The 21,926-nt window shown below is 56.8% G+C and carries 27 protein-coding genes and 3 pseudogenes; 13 read left to right on the forward strand and 17 right to left on the reverse strand.

What is annotated here, in order from left to right; translation table 11 throughout:
• Positions 1–4 precede the first annotated feature (4 nt).
• The 3 genes from ACH9L7_RS19195 to ACH9L7_RS19205 all read right to left on the reverse strand — a co-directional run bounded on the left by ACH9L7_RS19195 (position 5) and on the right by ACH9L7_RS19205 (position 3,208).
• Entirely contained in the window at positions 5–685 is a 681-nt protein-coding gene (locus tag ACH9L7_RS19195; protein WP_396613848.1) for an isochorismatase family protein, read from the reverse strand.
• A gap of 81 nt (positions 686–766) precedes the next feature.
• Positions 767–1,756, reverse strand: a complete 990-nt coding sequence (locus ACH9L7_RS19200; RefSeq protein ID WP_396613849.1) for an LLM class flavin-dependent oxidoreductase — start codon at positions 1,754–1,756, stop codon at positions 767–769.
• Between the two features lie 21 nt (positions 1,757–1,777).
• Entirely contained in the window at positions 1,778–3,208 is a 1,431-nt protein-coding gene (locus tag ACH9L7_RS19205; protein WP_396613850.1) for a dihydroorotase family protein, read from the reverse strand.
• 277 nt (positions 3,209–3,485) lie between these two features.
• On the opposite strand from ACH9L7_RS19205, the gene ACH9L7_RS19210 reads away from it, so the two are divergent.
• Complete coding sequence (locus tag ACH9L7_RS19210) at positions 3,486–4,199, forward strand: ABC transporter ATP-binding protein (protein ID WP_396613851.1); 714 nt, start codon at positions 3,486–3,488, stop codon at positions 4,197–4,199.
• 2 nt (positions 4,200–4,201) lie between these two features.
• Positions 4,202–4,951 (forward strand): ABC transporter ATP-binding protein, encoded by a 750-nt coding sequence (locus ACH9L7_RS19215; protein ID WP_396613852.1) that lies wholly within the window; start codon positions 4,202–4,204, stop codon positions 4,949–4,951.
• A gap of 256 nt (positions 4,952–5,207) precedes the next feature.
• Here the strand turns inward: ACH9L7_RS19215 and ACH9L7_RS19220 are convergent, their stop codons facing one another.
• Positions 5,208–5,687, reverse strand: a complete 480-nt coding sequence (locus tag ACH9L7_RS19220; protein ID WP_396613853.1) for a monooxygenase family protein — start codon at positions 5,685–5,687, stop codon at positions 5,208–5,210.
• 419 nt (positions 5,688–6,106) lie between these two features.
• On the opposite strand from ACH9L7_RS19220, the gene ACH9L7_RS19225 reads away from it, so the two are divergent.
• Positions 6,107–6,571: a YybH family protein gene (locus ACH9L7_RS19225; protein WP_396613854.1), complete on the forward strand. Its 465-nt coding sequence runs from the start codon at positions 6,107–6,109 to the stop codon at positions 6,569–6,571.
• Positions 6,572–6,602: 31 nt separating this feature from the next.
• Positions 6,603–7,085 (forward strand): HalOD1 output domain-containing protein, encoded by a 483-nt coding sequence (locus ACH9L7_RS19230; RefSeq protein ID WP_396613855.1) that lies wholly within the window; start codon positions 6,603–6,605, stop codon positions 7,083–7,085.
• A 30-nt stretch (positions 7,086–7,115) separates the two neighbouring features.
• On the opposite strand, the gene ACH9L7_RS19235 is transcribed toward ACH9L7_RS19230, so the two are convergent.
• Entirely contained in the window at positions 7,116–7,919 is an 804-nt protein-coding gene (locus ACH9L7_RS19235; RefSeq protein ID WP_396613856.1) for a TrmB family transcriptional regulator, read from the reverse strand.
• Between the two features lie 388 nt (positions 7,920–8,307).
• Between ACH9L7_RS19235 and ACH9L7_RS19240 the strand changes: the two genes are divergently transcribed.
• Both ACH9L7_RS19240 and ACH9L7_RS19245 read left to right on the forward strand, forming a co-directional pair.
• Positions 8,308–9,105 carry a TrmB family transcriptional regulator gene (locus tag ACH9L7_RS19240; RefSeq protein ID WP_396613857.1) on the forward strand — a complete coding sequence of 266 codons (798 nt, stop codon included), beginning with the start codon at positions 8,308–8,310 and terminating at the stop codon, positions 9,103–9,105.
• A gap of 94 nt (positions 9,106–9,199) precedes the next feature.
• Positions 9,200–9,529 carry a HalOD1 output domain-containing protein gene (locus ACH9L7_RS19245; protein WP_396613858.1) on the forward strand — a complete coding sequence of 110 codons (330 nt, stop codon included), beginning with the start codon at positions 9,200–9,202 and terminating at the stop codon, positions 9,527–9,529.
• Between the two features lie 72 nt (positions 9,530–9,601).
• Here ACH9L7_RS19245 and ACH9L7_RS19250 read toward each other — a convergent pair whose 3' ends face one another.
• Positions 9,602–9,934: an ArsR family transcriptional regulator gene (locus ACH9L7_RS19250; protein ID WP_396613859.1), complete on the reverse strand. Its 333-nt coding sequence runs from the start codon at positions 9,932–9,934 to the stop codon at positions 9,602–9,604.
• A 241-nt stretch (positions 9,935–10,175) separates the two neighbouring features.
• Between ACH9L7_RS19250 and ACH9L7_RS19255 the strand changes: the two genes are divergently transcribed.
• The 3 genes from ACH9L7_RS19255 (at position 10,176) to ACH9L7_RS19265 (ending at position 12,433) form a co-directional block, all read left to right on the forward strand.
• Positions 10,176–10,511, forward strand: coding sequence for a hypothetical protein (locus ACH9L7_RS19255; protein WP_396613860.1), 336 nt, complete (start codon positions 10,176–10,178; stop codon positions 10,509–10,511).
• A gap of 477 nt (positions 10,512–10,988) precedes the next feature.
• A complete protein-coding gene (locus ACH9L7_RS19260) occupies positions 10,989–11,576 on the forward strand; it encodes a transposase (protein ID WP_396613861.1) in 588 nt (195 codons plus the stop codon).
• 104 nt (positions 11,577–11,680) lie between these two features.
• Positions 11,681–12,433: an MBL fold metallo-hydrolase gene (locus ACH9L7_RS19265; protein WP_396613862.1), complete on the forward strand. Its 753-nt coding sequence runs from the start codon at positions 11,681–11,683 to the stop codon at positions 12,431–12,433.
• 659 nt (positions 12,434–13,092) lie between these two features.
• Here the strand turns inward: ACH9L7_RS19265 and ACH9L7_RS19270 are convergent.
• From ACH9L7_RS19270 to ACH9L7_RS19290, 5 genes and pseudogenes are all read right to left on the reverse strand, one after another.
• Positions 13,093–13,683, reverse strand: coding sequence for a hypothetical protein (locus ACH9L7_RS19270; RefSeq protein ID WP_396613863.1), 591 nt, complete (start codon positions 13,681–13,683; stop codon positions 13,093–13,095).
• Between the two features lie 7 nt (positions 13,684–13,690).
• Entirely contained in the window at positions 13,691–14,059 is a 369-nt protein-coding gene (locus ACH9L7_RS19275) for an SHOCT domain-containing protein (RefSeq protein ID WP_396613864.1), read from the reverse strand.
• Positions 14,060–14,189: 130 nt separating this feature from the next.
• Positions 14,190–14,411 (reverse strand): annotated as a pseudogene (locus ACH9L7_RS19280) (hypothetical protein).
• A gap of 422 nt (positions 14,412–14,833) precedes the next feature.
• Positions 14,834–15,613 (reverse strand): plastocyanin/azurin family copper-binding protein, encoded by a 780-nt coding sequence (locus ACH9L7_RS19285; protein WP_396613865.1) that lies wholly within the window; start codon positions 15,611–15,613, stop codon positions 14,834–14,836.
• 25 nt (positions 15,614–15,638) lie between these two features.
• The gene (locus ACH9L7_RS19290) at positions 15,639–15,947 is read right to left on the reverse strand and encodes a thioredoxin family protein (RefSeq protein ID WP_396613866.1); all 309 of its coding nucleotides are present in this window, start codon (positions 15,945–15,947) and stop codon (positions 15,639–15,641) included.
• Between the two features lie 342 nt (positions 15,948–16,289).
• Between ACH9L7_RS19290 and ACH9L7_RS19295 the strand changes: the two genes are divergently transcribed.
• Complete coding sequence (locus tag ACH9L7_RS19295; protein ID WP_396613867.1) at positions 16,290–16,655, forward strand: VOC family protein; 366 nt, start codon at positions 16,290–16,292, stop codon at positions 16,653–16,655.
• A 249-nt stretch (positions 16,656–16,904) separates the two neighbouring features.
• On the opposite strand, the gene ACH9L7_RS19300 is transcribed toward ACH9L7_RS19295, so the two are convergent.
• From ACH9L7_RS19300 to ACH9L7_RS19320, 5 genes and pseudogenes are all read right to left on the reverse strand, one after another.
• On the reverse strand, positions 16,905–17,258 hold the full coding sequence (locus ACH9L7_RS19300) for an SHOCT domain-containing protein (protein WP_396613868.1): 354 nt from the start codon (positions 17,256–17,258) through the stop codon (positions 16,905–16,907).
• A 5-nt stretch (positions 17,259–17,263) separates the two neighbouring features.
• Positions 17,264–17,680, reverse strand: a complete 417-nt coding sequence (locus ACH9L7_RS19305; RefSeq protein ID WP_396613869.1) for a DUF302 domain-containing protein — start codon at positions 17,678–17,680, stop codon at positions 17,264–17,266.
• A gap of 94 nt (positions 17,681–17,774) precedes the next feature.
• Entirely contained in the window at positions 17,775–17,945 is a 171-nt protein-coding gene (locus tag ACH9L7_RS19310; RefSeq protein ID WP_396613870.1) for an SHOCT domain-containing protein, read from the reverse strand.
• A 132-nt stretch (positions 17,946–18,077) separates the two neighbouring features.
• A pseudogene (locus ACH9L7_RS19315) lies at positions 18,078–18,302 on the reverse strand (MarR family transcriptional regulator); the annotation flags it as partial.
• Positions 18,303–18,433: 131 nt separating this feature from the next.
• Positions 18,434–19,837 (reverse strand): permease, encoded by a 1,404-nt coding sequence (locus ACH9L7_RS19320; protein WP_396613871.1) that lies wholly within the window; start codon positions 19,835–19,837, stop codon positions 18,434–18,436.
• A 320-nt stretch (positions 19,838–20,157) separates the two neighbouring features.
• Between ACH9L7_RS19320 and ACH9L7_RS19325 the strand changes: the two genes are divergently transcribed.
• From ACH9L7_RS19325 to ACH9L7_RS19335, 3 genes and pseudogenes are all read left to right on the forward strand, one after another.
• The gene (locus ACH9L7_RS19325) at positions 20,158–20,457 is read left to right on the forward strand and encodes a hypothetical protein (RefSeq protein ID WP_396613872.1); all 300 of its coding nucleotides are present in this window, start codon (positions 20,158–20,160) and stop codon (positions 20,455–20,457) included.
• Between the two features lie 18 nt (positions 20,458–20,475).
• Positions 20,476–21,009: an SRPBCC domain-containing protein gene (locus tag ACH9L7_RS19330; protein ID WP_396613873.1), complete on the forward strand. Its 534-nt coding sequence runs from the start codon at positions 20,476–20,478 to the stop codon at positions 21,007–21,009.
• 130 nt (positions 21,010–21,139) lie between these two features.
• A pseudogene (locus ACH9L7_RS19335) lies at positions 21,140–21,352 on the forward strand (RNA-guided endonuclease TnpB family protein); the annotation flags it as partial.
• A 43-nt stretch (positions 21,353–21,395) separates the two neighbouring features.
• Here the strand turns inward: ACH9L7_RS19335 and ACH9L7_RS19340 are convergent.
• Positions 21,396–21,926, reverse strand: a complete 531-nt coding sequence (locus tag ACH9L7_RS19340) for an Lrp/AsnC family transcriptional regulator (protein WP_396613874.1) — start codon at positions 21,924–21,926, stop codon at positions 21,396–21,398.

The raw sequence follows: 21,926 nt of genomic DNA on the forward strand, positions 1-21,926 counted from the left end.
GTGGTCATGCTGCCTCCGCCGACCCATCGGAGGTGAGGTGGGCTTGTACCTCCTCGGTCGGGAGTACCTCTCCGTACTTCATCCAGATGTTGAGTAATCCGACTTTGTGTGCGGCTTCGAGACGGTCGAAGACGCACTCCTCAGGAACGATGACTTTGAACCCGTATTGTTGCGCGTCAGTGATGGTCGCCCGAACACACCCACTCGTTGTGTTCCCGACGACGACGAGCGTGTCTACCTTCCACCGGATGAGCCGTGAGAGCAGACTGGTCCCATACAGCGCACTGGGAAACTCCTTTTCGATCACCACTTCGTCTTCAAGCGGCGTTAGCTCCTCCACAAACTGGAGGTCACGGTGGTCCGGGTCATCGTATGCAGGTGGGATCATTCGCGTGTGAACGATTGGGACGCCAGTCCCTCGAATGGAGTCTATAAACGGGGCGATGTGCTCGCGGAGCGCCGTCCATCCGACGTTTCCGAGGACGATTCGAGACTCCCGAACGGCTTCTTCAATCGGCTCTTCAGGACCCAAAATGAACCGTTGCATATCGATTACGAGTACGAGGGGTGAGTCACCCCACCCACGTGTCTTGTAGTTTGTTGCGCCCTCTCTCCCGTAGCCTGACCGCTCAATGACGAGACGGTCGCGGTCTGAGAGTAGGCCGTCCCATATACGAGGACTCATAGCAAGTCACATTACATTTGTTACCAATGAGCATGAGCATGTCGCCAGTCGAACTGACACGAGTAACTCGATTCTTCCCGGTTACGGTGGGGCGACCGCTCGAAGCATCGATTCGATCGTCGCGTGGTCTGTTCCAGTGGGGGCCCGAATGATAGGGAGATCGACACCCGCTTCCACGAGAGAAGCTAGCTCCGCACGAACTTCGGTCGGCGTTCCCGCTATCGCGAGCGAATCGATCAGGTCGTCAGTGACCTCGGCACTTCCAGCATTCGTTGACGAGGCTGCCTCGATACGGTTCACAACGTCCTCATAGCCCACTTCTCGAAGAGAACGGGCGTAGTAGCCCGGGATGTCGCGGACGTAGAAGGCGATATGGCGGGCGGCTTGCTCGCGTGCGGTGGCCTGATTCTCGTCGGCCACGACTAAAATGTACATTGCAACGTCGATGTCGTCCGCACGGCGGCCGCCTCGGTCGGCACCAACAGCTAACCAGTCGCGTGCTTCTGTAAACCGTTCTCTCGGATAGAAGTTCGGTACCCACCCGTCAGCAAGTTCTCCCGTCAATCGAACATTCGCCTGTCCGAGCGCCGCGTTGTATATCGGAATCGCATCTCGCAGTGGCTCGAACGCGTCCCAAAACGACGTTCGGTCGGGCGAATAAAACGTTCCTTCGTATGCACTCGCCTCACTGGCGAGATATCGTCGAATCAGTCGAATATACTCGGCAACTCGTGGGAGCGGTCGCTCGAAGCTAGTGCCATGAAATCCCTCCACCACACCAGGGTGAGCCGTTCCGAGACCGAGAATTGCCCGTCCGTTAGAGTGGGAGTCGAGCGTTGCAATCTCTTGTGCGATGGTCGCCGGTGTTCGGGTGAAGACGTTTACAATCCCAGTTGCGAGGCCGATGCGGTCAGTTGCAACAGCCCACGCTTCGAGTTTTCCGAACGCCGACCGACCCTGTCCTTCGCCGGCCCAGACACTCTCGTATCCGAGATCCTCAGCAAGTCGTACGAGTTCGGTACTGTCTTCGGTTGGAAGGAACAATCCGACCCGGTCAAGTGACGACGTCACGGGAATTCCTCGAACATCGCCTTACGTACTCCCGGAGTCACGGGGAGCAATGCCCGTGTCCGTGACGGGGAGATACGACCCCGTGCCAGGCGTCCCAAAGAACTGGCCGTCTTCGACGATGACCTGCCCGTCGACGATGGTCGTGGTCGCAAGTCCGGTCATCTCCTTGCCGTGGAATGGTGACCACGACGTTTCGAGCGTGTGGTAAAAGTCATCGTCAACGACGACCGATTGCTCCAAATCAATGATAACGAGGTCGGCATCTGCTCCCTCTGCAATAACTCCTTTTCGGGGGTAGAGGCCGAATCGCTTCGCGTTGTTCGTTGAGCACACTTCGACGAGTCGCTCCATACTAATTCGGTTCTTATTCACGCCCTCGGTCAGCATCACCGGCAGGAACGACTCGACACCTGGCTGAATACCGGGTGGCGACTCCCAGAATGCACCGTGTTTTCCCTCTCCCAACTCCTTCTCTTCGAGGCTGGTCGAGATATGGTCTGTCCCGACGTGGTCGATGACGCCCGTCCGGAGCGCAGCCCAGAGGCGCATCCGACTTCGTTCGTCCCGAATCGGTGGAGAAACCTTTCCCCACACTCCCAGGTCCTCATCATTTGTCAGACCGAGAAAGGGCGCGAGTGTCTCTCCGTAGACCTGGACGCCACGTTGTTGATACGGTTCGAGCGCATCTACACCTTCTTCACAGCTGATGTGGACGATGTACGACTGTGAATCGGTGAACTCAGTGAGTCGGCAAATGTGGTCGATTTGAAGCGCCTCGCTCGTTCCCGGTGAGGCATCACTCCATGCTTTCAACCCACTCCGCCCCGATGCTTTGACCTCCTGACGCTTCATATAGCTCAGTTCGGCGTTCTCTGCGTGGAACATCGCCAGCCCATAGGGCATCTCGGCCACCTTCGTCAGCACCCGATAGACCCGGTCGATTTCTGAAGGCTGGATGTCGATATCCATGTACTTGTACATGTTGAAGAACATCTTGAACGACCGGAACCCCTCGGCAGCAAGTCCCTCTAGCTCGTCGACGTGATGGTCATGGGTCATGACGAAGTGGTGAGTAAAATCGATATACGAGTTGTCCTCACCCACGCGCTTGAAGAACTCCACATCGGGAAGATACTGGTCTCCTTGTTCGATGAAGTTCATAATCGTCGTAACGCCGCCGAAAACAGCGCCCTTCGTCTCTGATTCGAACTCGATCTCCAACTGATCGGGATAGCCCTTCCCGCGGCGTCCGATGTGAACGTGGGGGTCGATGAGTCCTGGTATCAGATATTTTCCATCGGCATCGATGTCTCGTTCTGCGTCTGGGAGTCGCGACGTACTTCCAACACGAACGATAACGCCGTCGTCGACGGCAACACCACCGAAGAAGGTCCCACCGGGCGCAACCACGCGCGCGTTCGTCACTCGAAGGTCAACCGGCTCGGATACCATGTGTATTGATAACACTCCTAGAGTCGATAAGCATATCGTCGGCCCAGAGACACCGACAGAACACAAAAACTGCTGACCTCCTCCCGCACCTCAAGACGCGGGTATGCGCCCGATTCTGTATCACTGAATTGTTCTGTGGCTCCCGTTTCTGAAGCGGACGAGTAACACAAAGAGACAGCATGTGGCAATCTCCCACCCGAACGCCCGGTCAACTTTAGTACGTTGCTCGCTTACTCACTGTAGTCTAATGAGTACTCCCTTGCTAACGTGTTCGGAGGTGACAAAGCGATTCGGCGGGCTCGTCGCTAATGACAACCTGTCATTGACGATTGATAGCGGGGAGATTCGCGGCATCATCGGTCCGAACGGAAGCGGAAAATCGACGTTTTTCAACGTGATTACCGGTTTCTACGAGAAAGACGCCGGCACCGTCGTCTTCGACGGCACTGATATCACCCACTCGAAATCACACGAGATTGCTAACCGCGGACTCGTACGGACCTTTCAGATCACGACACCATTCGAAGAACTCACCGTGGAAGATAACTTACTCGCAGTGTATTCACCCGGCCTTCGCATTACTAATGAGAAGCGTGAGCGAGCAGCTTCGATACTCGAATTCCTCGATATCGACCACGTGGTCGAAAACAAAGCGAAGGAACTCAGTGGTGGACAACAGAAGCTCTTGGAATTGGGGCGTGTACTCATGCTCCAGCCCAAATGTATCCTCCTCGATGAACCGACCGCAGGAGTCAATCCAGCCTTGCAAGATCGAATTTTAGAATATTTAAAAGAGATGAACGCCGATGGAACCACACTCGTTATCATCGAACACGATATGCGCGTCATCCAAGACATCACAAAGCGCGTGACAGTATTCGATCGGGGCTCTGTCATCGCTGAGGGGACTTTTGAGGACGTTTCCAAGGAAGTCGCCGTCCAAGAAGCGTATCTAGGGACCGATGCCGAAACCGGTGAGTTCGCGATTTAACTATGAGTATAGAAAGGACCGACACGGCCGGACATCCCGTTCTTCGTGGCACCGATATCGTCACTGGGTATGGACGTCACGAGGTCATCCACAACGTCTCCGTGCGTAGCCATACCGGTGTGACCTGTATCTTTGGACCCAACGGAAGTGGAAAATCGACGCTTATGAAGGCACTCTCTGGGGCATTGCCTGTCTGGTCGGGAACCGTTCACTACGGAGATGAAGACCTGACAAACGTACGTATTGTAGAGGTATTCCGTCACGGAATCGTGCAACTCCCTCAAGATGGTGGCCTGTTCAACTCGCTTTCGGTCCACGAGAACCTTCGGATTGGTGGTCACTTCATCGACGATCCCGAGGAGCTCTCCGAGCGAATCTCGACCGTCTACAGGCGGTTCCCTGCGTTGGAAGAGAAATCTGAATCACGGGCAGGGTCGCTCTCTGGGGGGCAACAAATGATGCTTGGGCTCGGCCGGGCGATGATCGCCCAACCTTCTATGTACCTACTTGACGAGCCAAGTGCAGGTCTCTCTCCCACCTTGGTCGACGATGTCTTTGACATGATCCGTGACCTCGTCGACGACGGCGCTCACGTCATCCTCATCGAACAGAACGTCCGCGCAGCACTCCGCGTCGCTGATCACGTATACGTCCTCGCTCAAGGTAAAACTCAGTTCGACGGTACTCCAGATGAGCTCAGCGAAGAACCCGAGTTGCTCCAGTTGTACCTCGGTATCAAACAAAGTCAGTAGGGGAAACTGTTCAGATTCGGACCGGAACAACTGCTTCAGAGTGTGAATCGCCCGTCGGTGGGCTGTGGTGGCCAAACTGGCCATGGTTACAGACGGACCCTCGTTGAGTCTTGGTGGCCCTGCCACGTACTGGACTCGCGACCTAGACGACCATTCACAACCCCGACCGATCACTCTAATCGGTCGTCGAGCAGCTGTTCCAGATAGTCTAAACTGGCTCTCGGAACGAATGCCATCAGCCCTCCCCACCGACGGATTATTCAGCGGTCGGTGCACTCCGGGCACTCCCGTCAGGGGAGAGCCCGAATCGTCGTTCGTGTTCGCGCATCGGGACCATCTCCGCGAACTTCCCGATCCCGATGGGCGGGACGTTCCGGAAGAACGTCTCGAAGGAGTCTCCATCGATGACGTAGAGTTCCGACCAGAACCCGAGCCCCCCGTCCGGATCGGCCTTCTCGTTGTACCATTTCCAAGCTGGGATATGAGCGCCGTTCGGGTCGGTCGCGAACCGCTGGAGGTCCTCAAGCGACCGCCAGTACTGCATCGCAGCCCCTTTTCGGAATCCGAGGAAGATCGGTGTGTACCCGAGGAACCCACTGTCCGGATCCGCTTCAAGCTCCCTGAACATCTTCGCAACCTTCCAGTTCGCCATCAGCCAGTGCGGGAGCGCCCGGAGTTTGTTGAGCCGCATTCCGTTGATGTAGATCACAAACCCGTCATCCATCTCGGCGGCCATCCGCTCTCGAAATATCGAAGTCATTAGTGGGTCTTTACGCCGCCAGCGACGATAATTGAGACGGTCCAGTTAGTGATCGCGTGGTTCTTGAAACGGAACAACAGGAATGTTCCGGACATGAAACGTCTCCCCTTCGTGTTCGACAGGTACGTCAAGTGTTTGTGGAAGAATTTCACCGAGACGGTCGAATGGGAAAGAAGGATCGGTTGTCGGCTGATACGGTAACCGAGTCCTCTGTACTGAACGATTCCAACGATCAAGATTTGAACTGCTTTCCTGCAACATTCGCGCGCTGTATTCAGCACGCTTCCCGTCTGGGTGGTCGTGCGTCATTCAGTTGCTCGTAACACCATCGCCGCGTGAAAATGTTGCCAGTTCACACGGGTGGGCGTCCTGTGTGCGCATGGAGAGACCAGCACATGAATTCATCACGTACCGAAGCAGACGAGCCCGCGAAGACCACCGCTGAAGAGGACATCCGAGCTGCATCCGACCAGTTCTACAATGCACTGGAAGAGATGGCGAACGGGGATGCCAGTTCCATGGCGGACATCTGGTCACACGAGGATGACGTGACGACCATGCACCCAATCGGTGGGCGGGAAGAGGGCTGGGAGGCCGTCAATGGGTCTTGGGAGGGAGTCGCGGCAGCGTGTACGAATGGCACGGTCACCCACACGGACCAGGTCATCCGCGTCACCGGCGACCTTGCATACGAACTCTGCACCGAGTCGGCGTCGGTGACCTTTGCGGGTGAACCGGTCTCCCTAGAGGGCCGGGCGACCAACGTCTACCGGAAGGAAAACGGCGAGTGGAAGATCGTCCACCACCACGCCGATCTCAACGCCGAGTTCGCCGAGAAAGTGGCGAACATGGGTGCCTGAGCGACCGACGAACGTTCGGCCTCACGATCCGATGGCCGTTCCACTCGACCAGGTAAAGATCCTGTATGCACGGTGTCCGCGAGAAAGGGGGCGGGAGCCAACCAGAAACATAGATTGCGCAACGTCCAGTCCCCATCACTCTCCAAAGTCTGTTTTGATAAAACGGGTGAAAAACTCCACTGGTTTTCATCGTCCAGTACCGCATAGTATTGTGGAGTACGAGATCGGGGGAAACGAATTGGTCAGCACGGCCGTTGTACGCGCAGTGAGCGCACTCGAAGGTCGTGAACCATGTACCCTCCGACCGCTGGCGGATGTTGTTGATCCGACTGCGTTAGATACGTTGTTTGACCCGCGGTACGACGGAAAACCTCGGGCGGGTGGGCGCCTCTCATTCGTTTACAACAATTGTCATATCACGATTGACAATGGCGAGTATCTCACTGTTCAGTTGCTCGAAGACCGTTTCTGCGACGAACGTGACCCAGAACCCACCGATAGTTGCTTCCGTTGACGGATCGGCCGGTGACCGTACCTCTGGAACTTACTGCTTGGGGTCACGAGCGGTCAACAACCCCTGGGCCATGAGTCGCCGGGCGATTACGACGAGACCATTCCCGAATCCTTCGCCGAAGACTGCTCGTTCCTCCTTGGTTTCGGGCATGAGCGAACTCACAAGGATCGTTGAGCGGTCGACCAGAAGGAGCCGGCCGATTGCCGTTTCGTCTTCAGTAACGTTCTCGCCGTGTAGCCACTCTAAGCCAGAGATGAACGTTGTGGCATCCGGCACGGCCGTTTGGATTTGCTTTTGAAGAGACTCCGTCAGCGCGCCGATGAGAAGATCAACCCCGCTACCAACGTCGTTGAGACTGGCAACGAGATCCTCGGTCAGGAGTGACTCGTCACCCAGTACTAGTACGACCTCCATGGACGCTTTCTCGATAAGTTGGTCCGTCCGATTTTCGATCGCGTCGCGCCCGGACATCGACCACACCTGCTGGACGGGGGTCTCGTCGTCTTCGTCGACGATTTCGACCGTATCCAGCGCATCGTGGAGTCGCTCAACACGGTCTTCGTACTGGTCGCGGAGCGTTTCGGTCGCCTCTTCGAGTGGAACCGCCCGGAACTGCTGCGGGCTCGAGTGCTGGATCTCGACCAGGCCTTGTGCCTCCAGCACTCGAATCGCATCATACACCCGCGTTCGGGGAACCTCCGTCATCTCACTCAACTGCTTTGCTGTCCCCGTGTGGAGACGGGACAAGCCGACGAAGCATCGCGCCTCGTATTCTTTCAAGCCGAGTTGCTGGAGGACTTCAATTGCTTCCTCCAAACTATCAGTAGCATTCATGTGTCCCAACCTAACAGGGTGTTCCCCAGTGATTCATAGAGCATTCGTCCCCGACACAGATAGGTATTGTCACTCAGTTCATAACGGCAATTTCCGAAAGACGCGGGACGGCCAATATGATGGCCTAGTCCCGCTGTCCAGACGAATTCCTTGGGGATTTTTGTGATGACGACAGTGACAACAGAAAAATGAGCGTATAGCCGTCTAGAGATGCGGATATACGGATGAGTGGAAGAGTCACCCGTTTAATCACAAAAGAGATTTACCGAGTGGAGGCCAACCACTTTACCGGCGCGCAATCTAGTACTGTGTCCCAACCACGCTACTGCTGCGTGCCGCCCGGCCACTTCATGTGGCTGGGACATGCTGATCCACTGCCGCCAAATCGATGAGCCACGATCCAATAGAGGACCCACAGTCCGTCGCAATCGAGCAACTCGAGCGGTTCGGGTTGAGTGCCTACGCCGCACGGACATTTGTCGCGCTTGCTAGCCTCGGCACGGGGACGGCCAGAGACGTCAGCCAGGTGTCGGAGGTGCCGCGCACGCGAGTATATGACGCGATCGACGAATTACACGACCGGGGACTCGTCGATATTCTCCAATCGTCGCCCAAGCAGTTCTGGGCGATCTCCGCCGAAACCGCGAGTCGGACGTTCGAACATGAGCTAGAGCACCGCACGGAAATCCTCCGGACGGCGCTGAGTGAGCTCGAACCCATCGAACGGCGAGCCGAGCAGCGCGGCGTCTGGACAGTAGACGGGCAGACGGCGGTCACGGAACGAGTCCTGGAGTTCTTCGCGAGCGCGGAAGAAGAGATCGTCTACATGACCGTCGAGGACCTCCTCACGGGCGATTTGCTCGACGGGCTGAGCGAGGCCGCAAACCGGGGAGTCTCGATCAAGCTTGCAGGGGTTTCATCGGAGGTTCAAGAGCTCATTCAGGACGACATTCCCGGTGCGACGATGTTCGAGTCGCTGTGGGTCTGGTCGGACACGTCGGCGGGACGGCTCATGATGGTCGACGGGCAAAAAACGCTCGTGAGTGCGCTCGTCAACGGTGCGGACGCGAGTCCGTCCGATCCGCGGTCGGAGACCGCTATCTGGGGCGAGGGTGAAGCGAACAGTTTGGTCGTTGTTCTGAAGGCGATTTTTACCTGGCGACTCGACGCGGAGGATCCAAATTGACGGAATCCAGTAAATCAACCATTCACAGTATGAAGCCGTACCACCGGAATCGACGTGGCCAGGCACCCGAATCGACGTACTGGCGGTATCACCCATGACTCCCTCCGATCGTGAGGATGATCAGGGCCCGGGTACCGATGCGGACGGTACCATTCAGGCCGAGTACGACTGGTCGTCGCTGTCCCCGAGTATTGCGGTTATCGAGACCGTCGCAATCGCGGCAAATCGTGAGCCTACGGCACTCGAACCGTTACACAAGACGGTCGATCCAGACGCCCTAAATGAGCTCCTTGATTCCAGGAGGTTTCACTCGACTGACGGAGTCACTACCGTTTCGTTCGTGTTTGCTGGCTATGATGTAACTGTTCAGAACAATGGGATGGTCGTCGTCCAACTGGCCGAGCCTCAACGCGAATCAGAGTAACACCAGGCGAATCTGGCATCATCGAATCGCTGGTCCGGAAGACTCGTTGTCTCCCGGTGGGAGACATTGGCGTCAGGGATTCGGCAGTGACACTTCACCAGGGAGCGAGTCGAGCACCGTTTCGACCTGTTCGTCGGGATGGTACCGGACGGCTCCACTTCTGTGTTCGAATTCGACGACGCTGTACTCTGCTAACTTCGGCAGGTGGGTGTGGTGTAATTGAATGGCGAGTTCTTCCCGGCCCTGCGGGCCTATTTTGGAATCAGAACCACTACTGTAAACGTGGTCGACGAGATCGTCAACCGTCGTGGTTCCGTTAGCCTCGTGGCGCAAGTAGTGGATGATACGACGTCGGTGCCGATCAGCGACAAGGTGGAGACACGCGTCGAGACCGTGGTTCGTCATAATGCGTTACTCTCTACCGAGGTTCATCAATTGCAGCGAATTTCACACTTGAGAAAATTTTGATTATGCGAGTCACACTCGAAGAGTACAGATGTCTGTCATAATACCATATTGACCGCTCTAGGCCCTCAAAGTCTCTGTCACCCGGTTACTCAAAAATCGTCTGGTTGTTAAAATATCGCGACTTGATGCAGTCGAAGGTGTTAGTCCCGGTATCCGCTCACCAGCGGAGAGATTACACATGGTACGAAATCCGTTCCGGTCGCGTCGAGAAACACGGCGCCGAGCACGAGAAGCAGTCGACTCCGAGAAGGCAAAAGACGTTCTTTCGGAAGCCGCTGAGGAAGATATCGTGCCAGCTGCTGAGGCTGCAGAGGTACTGAGAGTGGCGGCAGCCGAGGAAACAGCTGAAGTTGCCGAATCGGCGGCGCGCCATGCCCGCCGTCGCGGTCGAAAAAACATCACCTCCGAAGACGTCGCACAGGCGAACGAACGAATCAGGACCGCGAAGAACGTGGACGGCGCCGATAACGACCGATCACAGATACGTCCCTGCCAGGTCCGCCCCAGCGACTGAACGATGCCAGTATGCAACGATTGCGGTGGGTTCGTAACGCCACGATTTGCCCGCGTCTTCGGGGACAACGAGGACGACATCTACGGCTGCCGCAACTGTCTTCCAGTCACAGCACTGTTTGGAGGACAGGCGTCACGGGATACCTCGTGACGCCGACGAATGGAGCGGATGGGCAACGCCCTCGGTGACGTCCGAGTTCACACCGGGTCGAGGGCTTCGAAAGCCTGCGAAGAGCGACCTCTACCATCGTTGATACAGTAACGAGGGTCCCAAGCGTCTTGTTCAGGCTGTTCTTTTGTGTCCATAACAGCCAAAATGACGAACCGGTAAGCACGATTCCGGCGCGTACGAACTCAGGTGTTGTGGAGGGCGGAACCATGGAATACTGTCTGTCTGTCTGTCTGTCTCGTTATCGACTTTTGGGTCCCTGTTGAAACCCTTTCTGACAAACATGACTGGTGAGTAGCTGGAGGGAAGATGGATGGGGTCCCGAAGTCACGACTCCTCCGGTTCGTTGAACGTGCTATGGTGTTGGCTCGCCGTGCTGTGGCACGGTTCTCGACTCGTTATTCACGGAAACGATTCACGCTCCGCCAGCACGTCGTCCTGCTCTGTCTCAAGGTGAAGAAGACGACGCTGTTAGTCGATACCGCGACCAATGCAGTGCTCGATATTCACGTGACGACGACGACACGAAAACACGATACGCAGATTGCACCACGGGTAGTGAAACGGAACGCAGCCTCCATCGCGGTGTTGACCGATGACAAGGGGTGTAACGACCAGAAGCTCCGGCATCTCGCCCGGAACCACGATATTCGGCCCCTCACCAAGTACCGTGAGTTCACACCCCTCCACAAGGCGTGGAATGCTCGGCTGGACAACGACCTTTACCATCGACGGAACATGAACGAGACAGTCAACGCGGCGATCAAACAGAAATTCGGAGCCTTCGTGCGGTCTCGTCGTTGGTGGAAGCAATTCTGCGAACCCGTCATCAAATGCGTCGTTTACAATCTGGATCGAAGCCTCGCTATTTCACACGAGAGAGGCGAAAGTCCGTGATTCCGGGAGGAACGGACTACTGATTACAGAGGCTGTATGCTGCATGGGGTAGATCCCACCATACCGACGAAAATAGTTAATTAATGTATATTCGTAGATATACTATGAGTCTTTTTTCGACCGGCGACGGGTCCAATTCCACGGATCGAGAGGTGGCCGAGGGGGTCTACCGATTTGGCACGCGTCGGATCAACTGGTACGTCCTCGAAGCGGAGGCCGGGTTGACGATAGTCGACACAGGTCTCCCTGCTCACTGGCCGCAGCTCGGCGACTGGCTCGACGAAAATGGCTACGAACTCGACGATGTTGCTGCGGTGGTATTGACACATGCGGACGCCGACCACGTGGGCTTCGCCAGAATCCTCGCGGACCGGGGCGTACCCGTCTACAGCCATCCGGACGAACTACCGCTCCTCCGTCGCCACCCACAGAGTCCTCCCGGATGGCTTCTCCGGAATCTCTGGCGGCCTCAATTCTTCGTCTACGTTCTCGAGATGCTCCGTGACGGCATTAGGTCCGTTGAACCAGTTCCCGATCCCGAGACGTTTGCGGACGGAGACATCCTTCCTGTGCCAGGCGAACCGCGTGTAATCTTAGCACCCGGTCACACTCCCGGGTCGTGTGCGTTGTTCGTCGAGAACCGCGATGTCCTTCTCTGTGGCGACGTGCTCGCCACGCGGAACATCTTCTCCGGTCAGGAGGGTGACCCGCAGCTGCTCGGTGCCGCGGACGAAGACCACGATGAGGCCAGAACATCGCTCGCCCGTCTCGAAGGACTGGGGTCGGTGACGCTATTGCCAGGCCACGGTAACCCTTGGCGCGGGGACGTCGATGAGGCGCTTGACCTCGCACGCTAACGGCAGCTCCTCCCTTTACTGGCGAACCCGGGTCCCGATTTGTATGGTAAACTCGCGCTGTGTGTTCAGCACGTCAGCTCGAATCTATCACCGACTGCGGGTTTCAACAGAGCCACTTTTAGGAAAGCCTGAGCGAAATTGGGGTCACTTGTACTGAACTCACTCTCTGTGTGTTGCACGACGCTTCTGGCAATCGTTGGGGGGAGATTCCCGCAGTCGTGCTGCAGACAGGGCACAAGTCGGTCAGCGAAGTTGGATAATCGTGAAGATTAAACGAAACGAATCTCACTCTCCCTTAATGCACTCAGATACGACCTTGGAATCAATACGACAGTGGCTCATGTTCGTCTCTCTTCTTCTCGCTGCTCATCTCTATCTCTTTTCGACAACCACCTCGGGGGTCTATCTGGACAATGTAATCCACCTTCTCGCTGGGGTGAGTACACTATTGGTTCTCCTTCTTTTGGGCGTATCCGTAGTGCGAGAATACACTAAGCAAACAACGTCTCAAAGTGATTCGAGTTCCTAAGTGAGAAGCTTCGTATATTGGCTCCTCCTCTCGTGGAAATCAGCAAACTCAATTCATCATATCTTGAGAGACGAAGTTCTCGTGGGCGATACGGTGGTGGAATTCACGAGGTTGAGTCGCGGGGAGGATGTCAAGTGACGATAATTCCCCCGTCGATTTCCATGTACGGGTGCCCATAGCCACAGTAGGTCAGACAACTCAGTGTGTAGTCGCCCCGTCGCGTCGCACCTACCTGTCGAACGACGGGTCTGGTGGCGTTCTGGGGGAGCGCGACGGGATGCATCATCATGCCCCCACCCATGTGAACCTGTCCGGATGGTATGATCGCGAGGCTGTGATCGGGGTACTGCTCGTTTGCTTCCTCCAGCAGTTCGTGGAAGTCACCGTCAGTCGGTGGCGGGATCCGCTCTTCGTTTCGCTCTTCGAGCGCTTCGTGGTCGGGAAGCGCGTCTCGGATCGAGGCCGGAAGGGATTGCACGGCTTGACTCGCACCGGTATTGAACGAAACGACGCGAAGAACATCGTTCCGTTGCAAACTGACACGCTCCTGTTCCTCGCCGGATTTATCAAATATGACGAAGCCCCAGTGGTAGGCTCCGACGTAGATCGTTCTGTCGACATCGTCGCCACCGCCCGGGAGGTTTCCGACACACCCCGAGAGACTTGCGACACTGGCTCCGAGCGCCGCCAGGAACTTCCGCCGCTGTACTGTCGGAGACATTATCGTGCTATTGCAACTCCTCGCGGCTGAGTTTCGCGCGGCGTTCCTCGAACTCCTCGTCTGAGAGATCACCGCGAGCGTACGCTACTCGGAGCTCTTCGAGTGCCCTATCGCCGGCTATCGACGACCCGACCCCGCCGATGAGGCCGCGATAGAGGAGATAGCCGATACCGACGAGAACGACGAGCCAGACGAGCATCATCCCGATCCCCCACAGTGGCGAGAGGCCGCCGGCCATACCGCCGCCCCACCACCAGCCCATCATTCCTATCATTGGAACGGCAAAAATCATCATCAACATCGGAAACAGGACAATCACTGCGAGGACGATCAGGACGATGCGGAGCAAGCCGTCGGACGTGCGCTCTGTTGACATGTCGAACCACTAGGAATATTCGTCAGCTGACTCCATAAATTGGGTCGTTGCCAGTATCACTCCGGTGATGGGCTCTGACGGAGGGGAACTACCGCTATGTTGCTCCATGTCTTCACTGAGATGGGGGCCCTCAGCAGCAGTCGGGGTCGTCAGGCAACCACTCGCACGCGTCGCCAGTCGTCAGGCTATTTTCGTCCACGTAGGTCGCGAGACACGCGTAGTTGCAGAAGTACGTCGGTCACCCACAGTCGTCGGTACAGTCGCGCACACAGATCGGGTCGTGGTCAAAGATACGTGACCTACAGTAGGCACACGTCTGATCGGTGTCGGGGAGTTCGACGGTTGTAGACATACCCGTGCTACGGGGAGAGTCAAGAAAGTATTTCCCCAGCTGGACATCCATATTTCGACTCTGGGCTGTCGGTGGTGTAGGCGTGAGACGGGGCTACTAGAACTCGATCACTCCGATCATCGGCTCACCGACGCACTTCGGGCAGACATCGGTATCGTATTCCTCCATACAGTGCCGGTGGCAGGAGATTCCGCAGTGCTCGCAGACGAACACCTCGTCGTCGCTAGTACACTGTGAATCACAGATGTAGCACCGGACCATGGTTTCTCGAACGTACGGTGGCAACCAGCATAAATCGCTGTGCTCGTGACTCTTCAGTTGACGATACTCGGGTTCGGCACGGATCGTCTAGCGTCGAGATTGGCTACTGGCTTGTGATCAACGAGCGTTGGGCCCGCTACACGCCAAGCATTCGAGAGGCTTCAGTTCCCTTGATTCTTCACTAATCGCTCACGGCGTCGCTGGAACTCCTCGTCGTCGATCTCGCCTCGTGCGTATCGACGTTGGAGGGTTTCCATCGCGGAACCGTCACTCTCGGGAGGTGCGTCACCTCGACCCAGTGCCAAGTAGAGCAGTCCACCGACCAGTCCGAGTAGTCCGAGTACCCCGCCGACGAACGGCAGCCCACCGAACCATCCACCGTTCCGGCCGCTCATCATACCGCCGTTTCGACCGTTCATCATCCCCGGGCCAGATCCCATCCCGGGACCCATTGTTCCGCCACCAGAGTTCCCGTCACCTCCGGTGCTGGATCCATACGCTATCGCACCCTGTTCGACAATCGTCTCGCTCTCGGGCACGTCGCCGTCTGGAATGGGACTCTCTTCGGCCGGGCCACCGGGACTACCGACGACGATACGACCGACCATCCCGACCGACTTGTGCGGGATGCAGTAGTAGTCGTACGTGCCCGGTTCCTCGAACGTGTGCTCGAATCCTCCCGACGAGATGACGCCACTATCGAATGCGCTGGCGTCGGACGGAATCCGGTTCTCGTAGGCGGTCGCCGAGTGTGCTCCGGCAGCTATCTCGAAGCGAACGGTCGTGCCGGGGTTGACATAGAGCCCGATCGGATCGAAGTAGTTGTTCCCCATCCTGACGATGGGCGTCTCCTGTGCCTTGGCTGGCTGAGAGATGCCTGTGCTGGCGACTGCGCCGGCACCGAGCACTCCCAGGAACTGACGTCGACTATAGTTCGTCATATGAGTTGAATCGGTCGCTGGTTCGTTATCCACGTACGACATCGACGAGGCGCTGGGCGAATCCAGATGACTGCTGGGTCGCGCTCTCGATAGCTGACTCCAAGTTGTTCCGGTCGACGATGCCAATGAATTCGGTGGTCTGTTCACCGTTCGCGTAGACGAGTGTCGTCGGCGTCTTCCGGACGCCGTATTCCTTGGCCGTTTCCAGATCTTTCTGGATGTCGACCTCCCGGAACTCGACGTCGGGGTATTCGTCCTCGATACCCTCGTTTTTCTCCCGTTGTGTTGCGCATGCTCCGCACGTCTCTTGGGTGAAGAGGATGACTTCGGTCACATAGTATACTACGGTATTGGAACTTAACCACATTACTATTTAGAACCGTAAGCTGAGAGAATTCAATCCCTTCGATTCGAAGGCGCGCTCACACAGTGGTGATCGGGAGTAGCGGCGTTGTTGAAACCCTCAGTCGGAGATAGGTTTCAGCAGTAGTGCTGAATACAGAGCGCACATCGGTCACGGAAAGGGCAGAAGACAAGTCAAACTAATACTAGGTGCGCGTAGGCCCACGAAAGCTTGGGAAATTATAGCCACTAAGAATAGATTTCTATTGACAGTTGTGGCAGTACTTTCCGTATCCAATAGGTGTTTTTACCCACTGCAGTATAACTGAAATGCATGGCAAGACTCAAATTTATTACCTTTGCTTGTAATGAGGTGGAACAACTGGCAGAGTTCTGGTCAGTCGCTCTCGGTGGTGAACGACGAAAGCTGCCAGAATCGCTTGAACCGGAAATCGTTGACCTTCCAGGAGACGGCCCAAATCTGCTGTTCAAAGAACAACCGAAAGGAACGGAGCGAGACCTCCCAATCCATCTTGATGTCTCAACCGAGAATAGAGAGGAGACAGTCGAACAACTCTGTAACCTCGGTGGGTCTGTCCGCGAAACCAAGACCGAAGAGTACGAAACGCACACGGCAACCTGGACAGTGATGTCTGATCCCGAGGGGAACGGCTTCTGCGTGAGCGAGTATCAACAATAGACTGTGACTGCAGCATGCTTTTGTATTGAATGCAAGTGATCTCTTCACGAGCCGTACACCCACCCATCCAGAATCGAATCAAGTGTTCACCGGATGCATCAGTTGGAGACCCAGTGATACATACACCCTCTATATTCAGCACGCCGTTTGTATCAGCCGATGAGAGTTTCAACAAAGCCGGAGTAACATACAGAACGACTTCGATCAAACAGGCGTGGGGAATACGCACCTTGGTGCGTACTCGTTGGCTCACTCCGACCGTTCGAGTCTCTCGCGGCGGGTTTCGAACTCTTTGTCAGTGAGGTCTCCACGAGCGTATGCCGTGCGGAGTTCCTCCATCGCGGGATTTCGAGACGTCTGCGTTTCGCTCATGCGCCGGAAGACGAGGTAGCCACCGCCGAGGAGGATGAGGAGGAAGATGAGCGGGACGAGCATCCCGATGAACGGCCACCACCCGCCAGTACCGCCATACTGGCCCATCATCCCGCCGTAACCCATCATCCCGCCGAATCCCATCCCCATTGTGAGCAACGGGAGCAAGATGATCGCTCCGAGGATCAGGAGCACGATGGTCGTGGTGTCGAGCTGGTTCGATGAAGACATCGAGATCAGGCCTCCGACTTGGATACTAGTTCGTCGGTGACGGCCGAGAGAACACGCTCGAAACGCTCGTTGACCTCGGTCGCAATGGAGTCAAGTGCATCGTTGTCGGCGATGCCAACCAGCTGTTGCGGATCAACTGCACTCACCATGACCTCGCCGTTATCGGTTTCGTAGACGATGACGTTACACGGGAGAAGTGCGCCGAGTTCGATTTCTTCGGTCAGTCCCTCGTATGCCAGCGGGGGATTGCACGCGCCGAGAATGCGGTACTGGCGGAATTCTTCGCCGAGTTTCTCTTTGAGCGTCGCCTGTATGTCGATGTCACAGAGGACGCCGAATCCTTCGTCTTCGAGCGCTGCGATTGTTGTGTCGACGACGTCGTCGAAATCGCCAGTGACTGAAGTCTGTATTGTGTATTCCATGAAATACATACCCCGTCCACGGGGTTAACGGTTGGGTGCCGCAACGGCGGGCGTTGGGGGTGTGGTGCATCGGTTGGAACAGCAGCGGTTCCGGTCATCCGGTACGTTCGAGCTGTTTTCGCCGTCGATCGAATTCATCGTCCGAGAGCTCACTGCGGGCGTAGCGCTCACGGAGAACCGACAGCGACTGCTCATCGTTCCCGCCGGATCCTCGGTTGAGGAGCGCATAGCCGATGTAGAGGGGGACGGCGATGAGGAGCCCCATCCAGAGGAGTCCCTAGAGCCCCATCGTCCCGCCGAAGAGTCCCCAGCCGCCGCCCATCATGCCGCCGCCGTAGCTCCCGCCACCGTGGGCAGCAGCCGTTCCAGTCGCCGCGACCAGCAGCGGGACGGCGAGGATCGCGAGATACCCTCCACCGATGACAGCCAAGATGAGGAAGGTACCGAGGACGTACCAGAGCGGGTTCGTTCCGTGAACCGCCCCCATCGACGCGCCCATCATCGACCCCATTTGCTCGAAGGCCTGCTGTTGCTGGTACGCTTGCCAGCTGAGTACACCGCCAACAATGAGGACAGCAACGAGCAAGCCACCGACTACTGTATCGCCTCTCCGTCGATTCATCCATCCCACCTCGATCTGCCAGTATCCCCGTTCATGCCTGAGAGTTGGCGAGACATCGGTGTGTCAGTTGTGATTGTCCGAAGCAATACTCGGGCTGCTTGGGCGCGATACTTGGTCGCGAGACGTGGCACTCAGTGATGTTCATGATCCTGAGATGCCCTCATCCCTGAAACCTGTGGGTGTTGGTGGGTAAACTCGGAAGGGTGCTTCTCGAACGATCGCTTGCACCGATTCGAGCAGAAGTAGTACGTCTCGCCGTCGTGAGTGAGACTCGGCCCGCTATCGTCGGTCCGCATCCCACAGACCGGGTCGCGGTACTGCCCAGGCGCGCCGAGGCCTCTCCGGTAGACGTAGAGGAGAAATCCCGTGAGCGCGAACGCGATGATGTTGAGGTAGAAGGTGTAGTTGAGTTCGAAGTACGTCTGTTCGGACGCCGTCTGCCCGCTGGCCAGATCCGGGACGATGCCGAGGACGTTGAACAGTTCCTCCATGAGAAAGCCCGTGAAGGCCATAGTCACGAAGAAAACGCCGAGAATGTACAGCATCACGTTCCAGCCGTAGTACTTGCGGTAGACGTTCAGGACGGGAATCGTGATGAGGTCGGCGTAGACGAACGCGATGACACCCGCGAAGCTGATGCCGCCACCCCAGAGCGCGACAGCGAACGGGACGTTGCCCATGCTGCCGACAAAGCTGATTACGGCGATGGCGACGCCCATGATGGCGTTCTCGGCACTGACGAGGAGTCCATCACCCTGGAGGAAGAGCGTGTTCCACACCCACTGCGGGACGAACACGATAACGAATCCCGAGATGAGAAAGCCCGCAACGACGTCCTTCCAGATCATCGACCACTCCTTGCGGTACTGGTTCCCAATCTTGTACCAGCCACCCCACGAAAGGAGTTCGTCGCGCCACCCGCCGCTACTTGCGGCTTCCTGCTGGTACGTCTCCATGCAACCTTCTGAACAGAACTTCAGCGTCTCGCCCCCGTCAGTCACCAGCGAGTACTCGTCTTTGCCTTCCATCCCGCAGGTCGGGTCCTCAGTGATCCCTTGGTCGTGGTCGCGTTGATTCAGTTCCGCCCGTACTTGCTCGAAGAGGTTCTCGGGGAGCGTCAGATGAACGAGGACCGCCATCACGGCGATGAGAATGACGCCGCCAAGGAGTTCTGCAACCAGAAACTCCCAGCCGAGGAGGATGAGGATCATCAGCCCGAGTTCGACGATGAGGTTCGTCGAGGCGAACATGAACGCGAAGAAGTTCACTGTGTGCGCTCCCTTCTTGAACAGCCCCTTCCCAATGGCGACCGCGCCGAAGCTACAACCACTACTTGCCGCGCCGAATACGGTTGCTTTCGTGAGGCCACTCAGATTCCCCTCTCCGAGTACGTTGGCCATCCGCTCTTTCGAGACGTAAACCTGAACGAGACTCGTGATGACAAGCCCCATGATGATCGCCCACGCCGCCGTCCAGAGGAAGCCGACGCCGATCCGCAACGACTCGAGAATTCCGTCGACGAGGGCGGCTTGCATATCTAGACTATCGCAGCCATCTGTTTTGTTATTTGTTCTTAAGAAACCGGGGCAGTGGGCGGAGTAAATCTTGCATTCAAAGGTGACTCATGCTATCAGCTGTGGTCAACCGTTCGAGGACTGCGTTCGCGCTCATCAGTTTTTGCGTGTCACTGATTCCAGTCGGTGGTTGCTCCTTGGTCTTCCGACGGACCGGCCGCACAGATATGGGGGTTGTACCGCTGTTTCCCCACGATACTCTTGCTCCGTGTTACCAAGGGATCGTTCCCTTTCGAATTGTAAGAGAAACCCGATTGAAGGAGTAGAGCGTATCTCTAGTCATGAGCACTACTACCACAAACCAAGACGCGTACGAAATGGACACCACGACCAACGTGATGCATCTCGATTCGTTGGCACTGGCGGGTGCAGCAGCAGTCGTCTCTGCCGTCGCGATGCTCCTGCTCGGTCTGTTCGGAGCGATCGGCGTCTACGAGGGCGCAGTCGAAGCGATGGAGCAGTGGCACCTGTTCTTCGAACCGACCGTCGTCGGGACCGTGGCAGGCATGACCGAGGCAGCGGTGATCAGCTTCGTCCTCGTGTACGCCTTCGCGTGGCTGTACAATGTCTTCGCGCGGTAGGAGGCGCCGGAGACACCAATGTACGTCACCGACAAAGCCGAAATCGTCATCGACGCATCGCCCGAGGAGATCTGGGAGTACGTAACCGACCCCGTTCACTGGACGGCGTCGAACCCCGAGGAACACTACGGACTCGAATACGATACGCCCGACAACCGTCCCCGAGAGGGCGCAACGTTCCACCAGGCCGAAGAAGTCGCCGGGATGTACGCCGACCTACATGGCCGATTCCAGTATATCGACCATCCCAACGTGGCGGTCTGGACAGGGACGGCGTATTATCCGCTCGTTCGAGGACTCGTCACCGTTCGGATTCCCGAAGGAGGCACCATTCGACTCGAAGAGACTGAAGACGGGACTCAGATGTCACACGCCGTCTGGATGGATTTTCCGAACAACCGACGGGGTTGGGCGCTGAAATGGTTTTTCACGACCGCTCTCGATGGGAAGGCGAAACTCTACGACCACACGAACAAGGAACTCGTCTTCTTCAAGGATCGCATCGAATCGGCGGCAGCTGAGAAACCGAAGCCGCCAGGGACGAGTTCGTAGCAGAATCAGTTTGTCAACCGAATCATGGACACCGACACCTTCATCCCAGCCGATGGAAGCGATCTTTCACATCGTCACCCCGTCACTGATTGATGGTTTCAACAGGTCATTCTAACGGTTGGCTCAGTACGAGTCGGAAGCGAACGCAGACTACAATGCGGCGAATAACATCGGGATGCGGTATGTCCGTCGGGGCCAACAGTCGCCTCGTCGGACGGACAACAGTCAGCTTGCCCTGAAGTCTGGAACTGTGACGCTGAGTGGCGGATTCACCGCCCACCCGGAAGGGTTCGAGGCCGAGTCTACGGACAAGCCCCACCCTCAAAGCGCCGAAGGCGCTTAGGGTGGGGTAGTTGACTCTCGTACTCACCACAATACCGCCAAGTTCAGGGTCGGTCCAGTTCCTTGTCCCACGCCTTCCATGTCTTCAACAGCGGGATGATGGTATAATCGTCCACGATTTCCTTGCCGTCGAAGAGGTCCCAGACGTACTCCTTCAGCGCGTTCAGATCAGTGTGCCACGCGCTAAAGACGAGGTCGTATTCGCCGAGACAGGAACTCGTGTTGTAGACGAGACCCTCGTCGATGAGCATCGTGATGAACTCGGTCCGCACCTCGGAGGAAACGTGCTGGTCGAACGAGACAAGCACCTGCGCGTCGGCGAGGTCGGCCTCCTGAAGGACGATGACCGCGAGGATTTCGAGTACGTCGCTCTCTTGGAGCTTCTCGCGTCGTCGTCGGACTGCGGTTCGAGAAAGGCCGACGCGCTCGGCGAGTTCGGTGTCGGAGATGCGGCCGTTCGCGTTGAGCGCGCGGAATATTTTGTAGTCGTGCTCGTCGAGGTAGTTTTCGAGGACGGCCTCTGGTGTGTTCGGGTCGGACGGCGCGTCGGCGGACGTGAGGTCGGGGTTTCCCAT

This window comes from Haloferax sp. S1W (assembly GCF_044593955.1).
Taxonomy (GTDB): domain Archaea; phylum Halobacteriota; class Halobacteria; order Halobacteriales; family Haloferacaceae; genus Haloferax.